Origin of the sequence: Kitasatospora sp. NPDC059571 (assembly GCF_042735675.1) — a bacterium.
In the GTDB taxonomy this organism is placed as follows: Bacteria; Actinomycetota; Actinomycetes; order Streptomycetales; family Streptomycetaceae; genus Kitasatospora.
In genome coordinates this window covers 1-11,655 of the sequence record NZ_JBHWBW010000008.1, presented here as the reverse complement: position 1 = coordinate 11,655, position 11,655 = coordinate 1, and the positions used below count along the sequence as shown (strand labels likewise).

Below are 11,655 nucleotides of genomic sequence, written 5' to 3'. Positions count from 1 at the left end.
CGCCCTGCCCCCGGGGATCCACCCCGGCCGGTGGCTCTCCCCCCCCCCCACGGCCCACCGGCCCCCGCCCCCCCGGGGCGGGGGCCGTACCGTGTCCGCGGTGCGGGCGGGCGCCCGCGCGGCGCCACGGGTGGCTCAGCGGCCGTCGTAGGCGGCGCGGGCGGCGACCACGTCGGGCAGCGACTGCTCCACCCAGTGGGCCAGCCCGCCGACGAGCTCCGCGGCGCGGGCGCCGAGCGGGGTCAGGCTGTAGTCGACCCGCGGCGGGATGACCGGGTGCGCCTCGCGGTGCACGAAACCGTCGCGCTCCAGGGTCTGGAGGGTCTGGGCGAGCATCTTCTCGCTGACCCCGGCCACCCGGCGGCGCAGCTCGCTGAACCGGTAGCCGCGCTCGCGCAGCGCGATCAGCACCAGTACGCCCCAGCGGCTGGTGACGTGCTCCAGCACCAGCCGGGACGGGCAGTTGCGGTCCGTGACGTCGACGAGCGGTCGGATCTCGGTGCTTACCTTCATGTCAGTACCCTACTTCAAAGTGCGTACTTTCGATTGGTTAGTGCCATGCCTACCGTGGTGGTTGAACGCGAAATCACCTGAGGGAGTGCGCAATGATCGTCGTCACCGGTGCCACCGGCCGGCTGGGCCGCCTCGTCGTCGAGGGCCTGCTGGCCGAAGTCCCCGCGGCCGGCCTCGCCGTCGTCGTCCGCTCGCCGGAGAAGGCCGCCGACTGGGCGGCCCGCGGCGTCGAGGTCCGGACCGCCGACTACGCCCGGCCCGAGACCCTCGCCGGCGCCTTCCGGGCCGGCGAGAAGGTGCTGCTGATCTCCGGCAGCGAGGTCGGCTCCCGGGTCGCCCAGCACACCGCCGTGGTCGACGCCGCCGCCGCGGCCGGCGTCGCCCTGCTCGCCTACACCGGCGTCCTCGGCGGCGACGAGGCCGGCTTCGACCTGGCCGCCGAGCACAAGGCCACCGAGGCCGCGATCCGCGCCTCCGGCCTGCCGTACGTCTTCCTGCGCAACGGCTGGTACACCGAGAACTACACCGATACCGCGGCCGACGCCGTCGCGCGCGGCACGGTGCTCGGCAGCAGCGGCGAGGGCCGGGTCGCCTCCGCCGCGCGCGCCGACTACGCGGCCGCGGCCGTCGCGGTGCTCACCGGCGAGGGCCACGCCGGCCGCGTCTACGAGCTCAGCGGCGACGAGGCGTGGAGCCTGTCGCAGTACGCGGCCGAGCTGTCCGCGCAGGCCGGCCGGCCCGTCGAGTACCGGGACACCACCCCGCAGGAGCACCGCGCGGCGCTGGTCGCGGCCGGGCTCCCGGAGGGCTTCGCGGCGATCCTGGTCGACGTCGACGCCGCGATCGGCCGCGGCGAGCTGGCCCGCCACCGGGGCGTCCTGTCCGCGCTCATCGGCCGTCCCACCACCCCGCTCGCGGACTCGGTGAAGGCCGCACTGGGTGCCTGAGGCAACTGTCATGACCAAAAGGTGGATACGGGCGTGACATCCTGCCCTCCCTCCCGCTACCGTCGACCCGACAACGGCACGCGTGGAGGGCAGGGCGGCATGACGGACCAGGACGAGGCCGGCCGCGGATTCTGGTACGGCGCGGCCGCCTACGGCATGTGGGGCCTCTTCCCGCTGTTCTGGCCGCTGCTCGAACCCGCCGGCGCCGTCGACATCCTCGCCAACCGGATGGTCTGGTCGCTGGTCGCCGTCGCCCTCATGCTCCTCGTCCAGCGCCGCTGGGCCTGGGTCCGGCCCCTGCTCGCCCAGCCCCGCCGGCTCGCCCTGGTCGCCGCGGCCGCCGCCGTGATCTCCGTCAACTGGGGCGTCTACATCTGGGGTGTGAACTCCGGGCACGTGGTCGAGACCAGCCTCGGCTACTTCATCAACCCCCTCGTCACCATCGGCTTCGGCGTCCTGCTGCTCCACGAGCGGCTGCGCCGCGCCCAGTGGGCCGCCGTCGGCATCGGCGTCCTCGCCGTCGCCGTGCTCACCATCGGCTACGGCCGGCTGCCCTGGATCGCCCTCACCCTCGCCCTGTCCTTCGCCACCTACGGACTCCTGAAGAAGAAGGTCGCCCTCGGCGGACAGGAGGGCTTCGCGCTGGAGAGCGCCGCGATGTTCCCCTTCGCGCTCGGCTTCCTGATCTACCTCCAGGTCCGCGGCACCGGCAGCCTCGGCCACGCCGCCGGCACCACCCCCGCCTGGGCCCACGCCGGCCTGCTCGTGCTCAGCGGCGTGATCACCGCTGTCCCGCTGCTCTGCTTCGGCGCCGCCGCCGTCCGCGTCCCGCTCACCACGCTCGGCCTGCTCCAGTACCTCGCCCCGGTCTTCCAGTTCCTGATCGGCATCACCGTCTTCCACGAGTCGATGCCGCCCGCCCGCTGGGCCGGCTTCGCCCTGGTCTGGGCCGCCCTCGCGGTGCTCACCTACGACGCACTGCGCCGGCTGCGGGCCGACCGGGCCGCCCTGGCGGCCGCCGCCGGCCGGACCCCGGCCGCGCCCGCGGCGGACCACCCGGCCGAACCGGCACCGGGCGCGCCCGTCACCCGCTGAGACCGCACGGATGCGCTCTGCGCGGGGGCCGTTCGCACCGGCACTCCTGCTGTGAAGAAGTGCTTGCCGGATCTCCTCAACCGCCCGCCCGGACTGCTAACGTCCGGGGTGCCACCGCCGCCGGCCGACGGAAACCCCGCGCTGTGCGGCCGCCGCACGGCCACAGGAGGGTTGCGATGGTTCACCTCACCGGTCAGCTGACGGGCCAGCTCGCCCGGCCATTCCGGCGGGCAGTCCCGAGTACCGGCCCGGTGGCCGCCGCCGTGCGCCCCGACGCCGACGGCCTGCTCGCCGACGGCTCCGCCCTGCACGTCCCGGCCGTCCGCCGCGAGTTCGACGCCGCCGAGAGCGGAGAGCTGCTGCTCACCGGCGCCCCCAGCGGCGGAGCGGTGGCCATCCAGTGGCAGCGCCACGGCCGGCCGGCGATAACCCTCGACGGCCCGTACCGGCTCGACCGGGTCGAGCTCAGGGGCTCGCACCGGGCCCGGCTGCACGGGCTGACCGCCGGCGTCCGGCTGGTCTGCCCCAACTGGTCGCCGCTGTTCCTGATCGCCCCCGCCCAGCTGCCGGTGCTCGCCTGCGCCGTCGCCGCCTCCCGGATCCTGCCGCTGCGCTGACGGCCCCCCGGCCCGCCGGCGCCGCGCTCACCCCGTGACGTCGCGGCTGCTGAACCTGGCCCAGGCCGCCGAGCCGAACACCGCGGTGTACACCGCCTGGAGCCCGAGGTTCTGCAGCACGCCGTCCCAGTGCATCGGCTGCCGCAGCAGGTCGGAGAAGCTCAGCCAGTGGTGGGTGAAGAGGAACGGCTGCACCGCGTGCAACTGCGGGAAGGTGTCCAGGATCTGCACCGTGATCACCAGCACCACGGTGGTCGCCATCGCCGCGATCCCGCTGGTCGTCAGCGTGGAGACGAACAGTCCGATCGCGACCAGGCCGAGCAGCGACGCCGCGACCACCAGCGCCACCAGCAGCGCGCGCAGCAGCGCCTCGCCCGCACCGATGGTGTCCCCGGACAGCAGCGTCACCTCGCCCAGCGGGAACAGCGCGGCACCGGTGGCCAGCGCGGACAGCGCGATCACCCCGGTCGCTGCCGTGCAGTACGCCACCGCCGCGGTGAACTTCGCCGCCAGCAGCCGCGTCCGGCCCGCCGGGGCGACCAGCAGGTAGCGCAGCGTCCCGCCGCTCGCCTCGCCGGCGACCGCGTCACCGGCGACCACCCCGACGGTCATCGGCAGGAAGACCGGCAGCGCCACCGCCAGGGCGGTAAAGACCAGGAAAAGCCCGTTCTGCGTCACCTGGGCGACGAACGCGGGCCCCTCGCCGCGCGCACCGCCGGTCTGGATCCGCACCACCACCCCGATCAGCACCGGCAGCGACGCCAGGATCGCCAGCAGCGCGATCGTCCGCGCCCGGCGGAAGACCAGCGCCAGCTCGGAGCGGAACAGCGCGGCGAAACCGGCCGCGGTCACCCGCCGCACCGCGCCCGCGCCCGCCCCTGCCGCGCCCGCCCGGACCGCCTCAGCCTGCGACATCGAAGCCCTCCCCGGTCAGCGCCACGAAGGCGTCCTCCAGCGTGCCGCGCTCCACCCCGAAGCCGCGCACCCGCACCCCCGCCGCCACCAGCGCCGCACACAGCGGCGGCAGCGCGTCCTCGCCCTCCGGCGGCAGCCCGCGCACCTCGGCCCCGTCGGTGTGCAGTTCCGTCACCCCGTGCTCCGCCAGCACCTTCTCCGCGGCCGCCGCGTCCGGGGTGCGGACCACCAGCCGCCCCTGCGCCCGGGCGGCCAGCTCGGCCACCGTGCCCTGCACGACCAGCCGGCCGCGCGACATCACCGCGGCATGGGTGCAGACCTGCTCGATCTCGTCCAGCAGGTGCGAGGAGAGGAAGACCGTGGTGCCCTCGGCCGCCACCTCCCGGACCAGCGCGCGGATCTCCCGCATGCCCTGCGGGTCCAGCCCGTTGGTCGGCTCGTCCAGCACCAGCAGCTCGCGCGGCTGCAGCAGCGCGGCGGCCAGCCCCAGCCGCTGCTTCATGCCCAGCGAGTACGCCCGGGCCTTCTTGCCCGCCGCCGCGGACAGGCCGACCCGCTCCAGGGCGGCCGCCACCCGCTGCTCGCGGGTGCGCGGATCCGCCGTCGGGTCGGCCGCGTCGAACCGGGCCAGGTTCGCCCGCCCGGTCAGGAACCCGTACAGCGCCGGGCCCTCGATCAGCGCGCCGACCCGGGGCAGCACCGCCGGGACCGACTGCGGCATCGGCGCCCCGAGCACCGTCGCGGAGCCCGCGGACGGGGCGATCAGGCCCATCAGCATCCGGATCGTGGTGGTCTTGCCGGAGCCGTTCGGGCCGAGGAAGCCGAACACGCTGCCCCGCGGCACCGCCAGGTCCAGGCCGTCCACGGCGAGCCGGCCGCCGAACCGCTTGCTCAGCCCGCGGGTGCGGATCACGTCATCGGAGCCGGAGCCCGGGTCGCCGGCGGGAGCCGGGCCCGGCACGGCCCGGCCCGGCTCCGCCACGGGAGGCAGCGCCACCCCTACTTCACCCCGGCCGCGTGCTGCAGCACCGGCAGCGTCACCGCGCCGGCGAACACCCGGCCGTCGTCCGTCACCAGCACATTGACCACCTTGGTGGAGATCAGCGTGCCACCGCCGACCGGCTTGCCGAAGCCCTTCGCCAGCGCCAGCGGGTTGCCTGCCCCGCCCGGGCCGCCATGGCCGACCTTGCCGCCGTCGCGCACCTCGGGCAGGCCCGACGGCAGGTGCAGCTCCACCACCGACGTCCAGCCCTCGCCGACGACCGTGGCCCCCGACGCGCCGCCCGGGCCCGCGGCCGGCTGCCCGGCCCTGCCCTGCCCGGACTTCGGCCGCCCGGCCGCGCCGTCCTGCCCCCGGTGCTCGGTGACCTTGGCGCCCTTGGGCACCGTGAAGGCGAACGCGGACGCCGCCGGGGTGGCGAACGAGACCGAGCTGAAGTGCAAGTCCAGCACCGTCGCGCCACCGGTCGAGACGGCCTGCACCATGAGCGGCACACCCCGCTCGGCGTCCACCGCGATCCGTACCTGCCCGATCGTCGACCCCTGCTGCGTCGGCTTCACCTTCAGCCGGTACGCCGACCGGCCGGCCACCGTGGTGGTGCCGTCGACCGACACCGACGTGGTGCCCGCGCCGAGCTTCAGCAGCTGCTCGGCGGCCTGCTGCGGCGTCGCCGGCACCTGCGAGCCGAACACCCCGGGCAGCCGCGCCCCGGGCCGCTCCGACCCGTGCTGCGGGGCCGTCATGTGCACGGCCTCGTTGGAGGAGCTGTCCCACGCCCACACGTCGGTGCCGTTGTGCACCACCTCGTACCCGGCCAGGTTCTCCACCAGGCCGATCCGCTGGCGGTCCGGGCCGTCCACCGCGACCTGCAGAGTGTGCTTGCCGCCCAGCAGGTCCGTCAGCTTCGCCGCCGGGTCCGCGCCGCCGGTGCCGCCCGAGCCGACCGGGCCGGCCGCCGCACCCAGCAGCTGCGTCGGCAGCCCCAGGTCGGCCTGCACCTGCACCGTCCCCGACAGCGCCTGGGTGTCCGAGCCGAGCACCTTCGCCACCAGCTGCTCGGCGGTCACCGCGGGCAGGCTCGGCCCGCCGGCGCTGGCCAGCGCCGGGACCAGCCCCACGCCCGCACCCACCGCCGCGACCACCGCGACCGGCACCGCGACCCGCACCAGCGCCCTGCGGCGCGGGCGGTACGGCTCCGCCCCCTGCTGCTCCGTCATCTCCGTCAACCCCTCCCGTTCGGTGACTTGCTGCCCAGTCCATTAGACGTGCCCCGGGCGTCCCGGGCATCGCTCCCAAGGGCCAGATCCGGGTACACCGCTCGTCGCACCCGACCCTGACAGCGGCTCAGGGTCCCGTCATCCCACAGGCTGACGGGGGTCACGTATCGTCGGCGCATGGACGCCTCGAAGCCCGTTGTCCCGGGCCCCGCTCCCGCTCCCCAGCATCCCTCCGCCTCGTCGATGCGCCGCGCATTGCGCCGGGCCCGGGACGGCGTGGCGCTGGACCGGGCGGAGGCCGAGGTCCTGCTGCAGGCGCGCGGGGAGGACCTGCGCGACCTGTGCGCCTCGGCCGCCCGGGTCCGGGACGCCGGCCTGGCCGCAGCGGGCCGCCCCGGCGTGATCACGTACTCCCGGAAGGTCTTCGTCCCGCTCACCCGGCTCTGCCGGGACCGCTGCCACTACTGCACCTTCGTGACCGTGCCCGGCCGGCTCGCCCGGGACGGGCAGGGAATGTTCCTCTCGCCGGAGGAGGTGCTGGACATCGCCCGCCAAGGGGCCGCGCTGGGCTGCAAGGAGGCGCTGTTCACGCTGGGGGACCGGCCGGAGGACCGCTGGCCGCAGGCCCGGGAGTGGCTCGACGCGCACGGCTACGACGACACCCTGGCGTACGTGCGGGCGATGGCGATCCGGGTGCTGGAGGAGACCGGGCTGCTGCCGCACCTCAACCCCGGGGTGCTGTCCTGGACGGACTTCCAGCGGCTGAAGCCGGTCGCACCGTCGATGGGGATGATGCTGGAGACCACGGCGACCCGGCTCTGGTCCGAGCCGGGCGGCCCGCACCACGGATCGCCCGACAAGGAGCCGGCGGTGCGGCTGCGGGTGCTGGAGGACGCCGGCCGCTCCTCGGTGCCGTTCACCACCGGCGTGCTGATCGGCATCGGCGAGTCCTTCGCCGAGCGGGCGGACGCGCTGTTCGAGATCCGCCGGGTGGCGCGGCAGTACCGCGGCGTCCAGGAGGTGATCGTGCAGAACTTCCGCGCCAAGCCGGACACCGCGATGCGGGGGGTGCCGGACGCCGAGCTGGAGGAGCTCGCGGCGGCGATCGCCGTGGCCCGGTTGGTGCTCGGCCCCGCGGCGCGCCTCCAGGCACCGCCGAACCTGGCCGACGAGCAGTACGCGCTGCTGATCGGCGCGGGCATCGACGACTGGGGCGGGGTGTCGCCGCTGACCCCGGACCACGTGAACCCGGAGCGTCCCTGGCCGCACATCGACGAGCTCGCCGCCCGGACCTCCGCGGCCGGCTTCGACCTGCGGGAGCGGCTGACGATCTATCCGGAGTTCGTGCGGCGCGGCGAGCCCTGGCTGGACCCGCGGCTGGTCCCGCATGTGGCGGCCCTCGCCGACCCGGAGACCGGCCTGGCCCGTCCCGATGCCCGGCCCGTCGGCCTGCCCTGGCAGGAGCCGGAGGACGTCCAGGTCGGGTCCGGCCGCACCGACCTGCACCGCACCATCGACACCGAGGGCCGCTCGGCCGACCGCCGGGCCGACTTCGAGGAGGTCTACGGCGACTGGCAGGTGCTGCGCGAGCAGGTCGCGGCGCGGGCGCCGGAGCGCCTGGACCGGGACGTCCGGGAGGCCCTGGCGGTGGCCGCGGACGACCCGCAGAAGCTCGACGACGCGCAGGCGCTGGCGCTCTTCCACGCCGACGGGCCGGCGCTGGACGCGCTGTGCGCCGTCGCGGACGCGGTGCGGCGGGACGCGGTGGGGGAGGAGGTCACCTACTGCGTGACGCGGAACATCAACTTCACCAACGTCTGCTACACCGGCTGCCGGTTCTGCGCCTTCGCCCAGCGGCGGACGGACGCCGACGCCTACACCCTCTCGCTGGAGCAGGTCGCCGAACGCGCCGCGCAGGCCTGGGACGTGGGCGCGACCGAGGTCTGCATGCAGGGCGGGATCCACCCCGACCTGCCGGGCACCGCCTACTTCGACATCGCGCGGGCGGTGAAGGAGCGGGTGCCGGGCATGCACGTGCACGCCTTCTCGCCGATGGAGGTGGTCAACGGGGCGACCCGCACCGGGCTGTCGATCCGCGACTGGCTGGCCCGGGCGCAGGAGGCCGGCCTGGACACCATCCCGGGCACCGCCGCGGAGATCCTGGACGACGAGGTCCGCTGGGTGCTGACCAAGGGCAAGCTCCCGGCGGCCACCTGGGTCGAGGTGGTGACGACCGCGCACGAACTCGGCATCCGGTCCTCCTCCACGATGATGTACGGGCACGTCGACGAGCCCCGGCACTGGCTGGCCCACCTGCGGCTGCTGGCCGGGATCCAGCAGCGCACCGGCGGGTTCACCGAGTTCGTGACCCTGCCGTTCGTGCACACCAACGCGCCGGTCTACCTGGCGGGTGTGGCCCGGCCCGGGCCCACCGCGCGGGACAACCGGGCGGTGGTGGCGATGGCCCGCCTGCTGCTGCACCCGCACATCCGCAACATCCAGACCTCCTGGGTGAAGCTGGGCGCGGCCGGGGCCGCCGAGATGCTGCGCTCGGGCGCCAACGACCTGGGCGGCACGCTGATGGAGGAGACCATCTCACGGATGGCCGGCTCCTCCTGGGGCAGCTACACCTCGGTCCGGGAGCTGGAGGCGATCGCGGCGGCGGCCGGCCGGCCGGCCCGGCAGCGCACCACCACGTACGGCGAGGTCCCGGCCGAGCGCCGGGCGGCCGCGCTCGCCTCGGACGGGCACCTGCCCGTCCTGCTGCCGCTCGCCGACTGACCGGGCCGGCCGGTGCCCGGGCGCCCGCACCACCGCGCCCGGGCACCGGTGTTCGACCTACCCGCCGACTCGCCGGAATCTTCGAATACAGTGCGCTCCTGGACCTGCCCTCGGACGAAAGGATGCGCACGTGATGCCTCTGTGGTCGCGCGCCCAGCAGCAGGACTACCGCAGCCGCGTCCGGGGCTGCCTCCTCGGCGGCGCGATCGGCGACGCGCTCGGGGCGGGCATCGAGTTCGAGTCGCTGGAGAAGATCCGTGCGGCGCACGGCCCGCAGGGCGTCACGGGCTACGTGCCCGCGTACGGCCGCCGCGGGGCCGTCACCGACGACACCCAGATGACCCTGTTCACCCTGGACGGCCTGATCCGGGCCCACATCAGCCGGGACACCGGCAGCTGGCACCCGCCGACCGACGTGCACCGCGCCTACCTGCGCTGGCACGCCACCCAGCGGGACTGGGGCCCGGACGAGCGCCGCCCGGACCTCGGCTGGCTCGGCCGCGAGGAGTGGCTGTACGCCCAGCGCGCCCCCGGACAGGCCTGCCTGTCCGGCCTGTCCGGACCCGACGCCGAGCGGCTCGGCACCGTGGAGGCGCCGCGCAACCCGCACTCCAAGGGCTGCGGCACGGTCATGCGGGCCGCCCCCTTCGGCCTGCTGACGGCCTGGGACCCGGCGCTGGTGTTCCAGCTCGCCGTCGAGTGCTCGGTGCTGACCCACGGCCACCCCACCGGCTACCTCTCCGCCGGGGCGCTCGCGGTGATCGTCCACGCGGTGGCCCGCGGCGGCACCCTGGAGGAGGGCGTCCACCTGGCGCTCGCGCTGCTCTCCGAGCGGCAGGGCCACGAGGAGACCACCGCGGCCCTGCGCGGCGCCCTGGACGCCGTCCGGGCCGGCGAGCCCTCCGCGGAGCGCATCGAGGCGCTCGGCGAGGGCTGGGTGGCCGAGGAGGCGCTGGCCATCGGGCTGTACTGCGCCCTGGTCGCCGAGGATGTCCGGACCGGGCTGCTGCTGGCCGTGAACCACTCCGGCGACAGCGACTCCACCGGCGCGATCTGCGGCAACCTGCTGGGCGCGCTGCACGGGGAGACGGCGCTGCCGGCCGGCCTGGTGGCGGAACTGGAGGGGAGGGGCACGATCCTGCAGCTCGCCGACGACTTCGTCCTGGAGCTCACGGCCGGGCCCGACCTGCACGGCACCCCGGCGTGGACGGAGCGCTACCCGACCGGCTGAGCCCGCCGGGTAGCGCCGGGGAAGGTCAGACCTCGCCGAACGCGCCCGCCGCGACGGCGCCTGCGAACGCGGCCCACTCCTCGTTCGAGAACACCAGCCGCGGGCCGTCGGGGTCCTTGGAGTCGCGCACGGCGATCGAAGCCGCGTCGGGGACGGCGACCTCCACACAGGCACCGTTGCCGCCGCTGTGGCTGCTCTTGCGCCAGTTCAGGTTGGTGGTGGACGTGCTGGTCATTCGTTGAACCCCTCTGCGATGGTGTGTATCAAGGCCCGACTGTCCGCGACGCTCAGTGCCGCGGCTCGGAGGTGGTCGTACAGATTGGTATAGCGCCGCACGTCGGCCTCCTTCTCCAGGTAGAGATCGCTCGTCACTCCTTCGAAGTAGACAACTGTCGAATCCGCAGACTCCGGGAACTCCATGAGGGAGAATGTCCCGGTCATCCCGGGATGAGCGCCGTGACTGAACGGGATCACCTGCAGGTTGATGTTGGGCCGCTCGCTCAGCGCCAGCATCCGGCCGAGCTGATCGGCCATCACCGCCCGGCTGCCGACCTCGCGCCGCAGCACCGCCTCGTCTATCACCACCCAGAGGCTGCCGAGCCGGTCCTCGTCGTCGCCGTCTATCCGGTGCTGGCGCTTGATCCGCACCTCCACCCGCCGCTTCACGGCCTGGGTGTCGTAGTCGGGGAAGGTGCCCGCGACCACCGCCTCCGCGTACTCCCGGGTCTGCATCAGACCCGGCACGAACGACGACTCGTAGGCGCGGATCGAGGAGGCCTCCGCCTCCAGGCCGATGTACACGCTGTACGGGATGTCACCGAACTCGTGCCACCAGCCCCGCTGGCGGGATTCCCGGGCCATTTCCATCAGCCCGGCGCGAATCCGTTCGTCCGCCACCTCGTAGACGTCGCACAGGTCCCGGACATCGCGCTGGCTGATGCTTCGCCGGCCGTTCTCCAGCCGGCTGATCTTGGACTGGGACACCATGAGGCGGCCGGCCACCTCCTCGGCCGTCATGCCCTTCTGCTCGCGCAGGCGCCGCAGTTCCGCGCCGAGCCTTCGGCGGCGCACGGTGGGATTGACGCTGGCGGACACATCGACCTCCGGCCGGACCTCTGGCACGGACGACAGCGCCGCGCCTCGGAACAGTGTGGAAATTGGTACCGACCCCCCCTGACGTGGAGAGCATGCCACCTTGTCTCCGCTCCGTGCGGGGGATTCCCACCAGCGCACTTGAACAGATCACCGGAAAACAGCTCATTCGGGATGACCACCCTTGCGCCCGGCCCGCCGGCACGGTACAACCCGTGCCGCCGCGCGGCCCCGGACGCACGAAGGC

Annotated in this window: 11 protein-coding genes; 5 read left to right on the top strand and 6 right to left on the bottom strand. The window is 74.5% G+C overall.

The annotated features are described in order from the left end of the window. Positions 1-135 precede the first annotated feature (135 nt). Complete coding sequence (locus ACFV0G_RS02515; RefSeq protein WP_380540335.1) at positions 136-513, bottom strand: winged helix-turn-helix transcriptional regulator; 378 nt, start codon at positions 511-513, stop codon at positions 136-138. A gap of 92 nt (positions 514-605) precedes the next feature. On the opposite strand from ACFV0G_RS02515, the gene ACFV0G_RS02510 reads away from it, so the two are divergent. The 3 genes from ACFV0G_RS02510 to ACFV0G_RS02500 all read left to right on the top strand — a co-directional run bounded on the left by ACFV0G_RS02510 (position 606) and on the right by ACFV0G_RS02500 (position 3,172). After that, positions 606-1,460 carry an NAD(P)H-binding protein gene (locus ACFV0G_RS02510; RefSeq protein WP_380540332.1) on the top strand — a complete coding sequence of 285 codons (855 nt, stop codon included), beginning with the start codon at positions 606-608 and terminating at the stop codon, positions 1,458-1,460. Between the two features lie 99 nt (positions 1,461-1,559). After that, positions 1,560-2,555 (top strand): EamA family transporter RarD, encoded by a 996-nt coding sequence (rarD, locus tag ACFV0G_RS02505; protein WP_380540329.1) that lies wholly within the window; start codon positions 1,560-1,562, stop codon positions 2,553-2,555. A 176-nt stretch (positions 2,556-2,731) separates the two neighbouring features. After that, positions 2,732-3,172: a hypothetical protein gene (locus tag ACFV0G_RS02500; protein ID WP_380540326.1), complete on the top strand. Its 441-nt coding sequence runs from the start codon at positions 2,732-2,734 to the stop codon at positions 3,170-3,172. Positions 3,173-3,199: 27 nt separating this feature from the next. Here the strand turns inward: ACFV0G_RS02500 and ACFV0G_RS02495 are convergent, their stop codons facing one another. The 3 genes from ACFV0G_RS02495 to ACFV0G_RS02485 are packed head-to-tail and all read right to left on the bottom strand — an operon-like array spanning position 3,200 to position 6,304. After that, a complete protein-coding gene (locus ACFV0G_RS02495; RefSeq protein ID WP_380540323.1) occupies positions 3,200-4,087 on the bottom strand; it encodes an ABC transporter permease in 888 nt (295 codons plus the stop codon). Continuing rightward, the gene (locus ACFV0G_RS02490) at positions 4,074-5,084 is read right to left on the bottom strand and encodes an ABC transporter ATP-binding protein (RefSeq protein ID WP_380540321.1); all 1,011 of its coding nucleotides are present in this window, start codon (positions 5,082-5,084) and stop codon (positions 4,074-4,076) included. Before ACFV0G_RS02490 ends, ACFV0G_RS02495 begins: the two co-directional genes overlap by 14 nt. Positions 5,085-5,086: 2 nt before the next feature. Then, positions 5,087-6,304 carry an outer membrane lipoprotein carrier protein LolA gene (locus tag ACFV0G_RS02485; protein ID WP_380540318.1) on the bottom strand — a complete coding sequence of 406 codons (1,218 nt, stop codon included), beginning with the start codon at positions 6,302-6,304 and terminating at the stop codon, positions 5,087-5,089. 177 nt (positions 6,305-6,481) lie between these two features. Here ACFV0G_RS02485 and ACFV0G_RS02480 point away from each other — a divergent pair, with 177 nt between their 5' ends. Both ACFV0G_RS02480 and ACFV0G_RS02475 read left to right on the top strand, forming a co-directional pair. Then, positions 6,482-9,085 carry a bifunctional FO biosynthesis protein CofGH gene (locus ACFV0G_RS02480; protein ID WP_380540315.1) on the top strand — a complete coding sequence of 868 codons (2,604 nt, stop codon included), beginning with the start codon at positions 6,482-6,484 and terminating at the stop codon, positions 9,083-9,085. A 133-nt stretch (positions 9,086-9,218) separates the two neighbouring features. After that, a complete protein-coding gene (locus ACFV0G_RS02475) occupies positions 9,219-10,316 on the top strand; it encodes an ADP-ribosylglycohydrolase family protein (RefSeq protein ID WP_380540312.1) in 1,098 nt (365 codons plus the stop codon). Positions 10,317-10,341: 25 nt separating this feature from the next. Here ACFV0G_RS02475 and ACFV0G_RS02470 read toward each other — a convergent pair whose 3' ends face one another. Then, positions 10,342-10,551 carry a DUF397 domain-containing protein gene (locus ACFV0G_RS02470; RefSeq protein ID WP_380540309.1) on the bottom strand — a complete coding sequence of 70 codons (210 nt, stop codon included), beginning with the start codon at positions 10,549-10,551 and terminating at the stop codon, positions 10,342-10,344. Beyond that, positions 10,548-11,411 (bottom strand): helix-turn-helix domain-containing protein, encoded by an 864-nt coding sequence (locus ACFV0G_RS02465; RefSeq protein WP_380540306.1) that lies wholly within the window; start codon positions 11,409-11,411, stop codon positions 10,548-10,550. The genes ACFV0G_RS02470 and ACFV0G_RS02465 overlap by 4 nt, the downstream gene beginning before the upstream one ends. Positions 11,412-11,655: the final 244 nt, after the last annotated feature.

Bases quoted from the DNA above. Each gene is read 5' to 3' on its own strand.
- ACFV0G_RS02475 (WP_380540312.1), top strand. From the start codon at position 9,219: ATGCCTCTGTGGTCGCGCGCCCAGCAGCAGGACTACCGCAGCCGCGTC.
- ACFV0G_RS02500 (WP_380540326.1), top strand. From the start codon at position 2,732: ATGGTTCACCTCACCGGTCAGCTGACGGGCCAGCTCGCCCGGCCATTC.
- ACFV0G_RS02470 (WP_380540309.1), bottom strand. From the start codon at position 10,551: ATGACCAGCACGTCCACCACCAACCTGAACTGGCGCAAGAGCAGCCAC.
- ACFV0G_RS02515 (WP_380540335.1), bottom strand. From the start codon at position 513: ATGAAGGTAAGCACCGAGATCCGACCGCTCGTCGACGTCACGGACCGC.
- rarD (WP_380540329.1), top strand. From the start codon at position 1,560: ATGACGGACCAGGACGAGGCCGGCCGCGGATTCTGGTACGGCGCGGCC.
- ACFV0G_RS02485 (WP_380540318.1), bottom strand. From the start codon at position 6,304: ATGACGGAGCAGCAGGGGGCGGAGCCGTACCGCCCGCGCCGCAGGGCG.
- ACFV0G_RS02495 (WP_380540323.1), bottom strand. From the start codon at position 4,087: ATGTCGCAGGCTGAGGCGGTCCGGGCGGGCGCGGCAGGGGCGGGCGCG.
- ACFV0G_RS02510 (WP_380540332.1), top strand. From the start codon at position 606: ATGATCGTCGTCACCGGTGCCACCGGCCGGCTGGGCCGCCTCGTCGTC.
- ACFV0G_RS02480 (WP_380540315.1), top strand. From the start codon at position 6,482: ATGGACGCCTCGAAGCCCGTTGTCCCGGGCCCCGCTCCCGCTCCCCAG.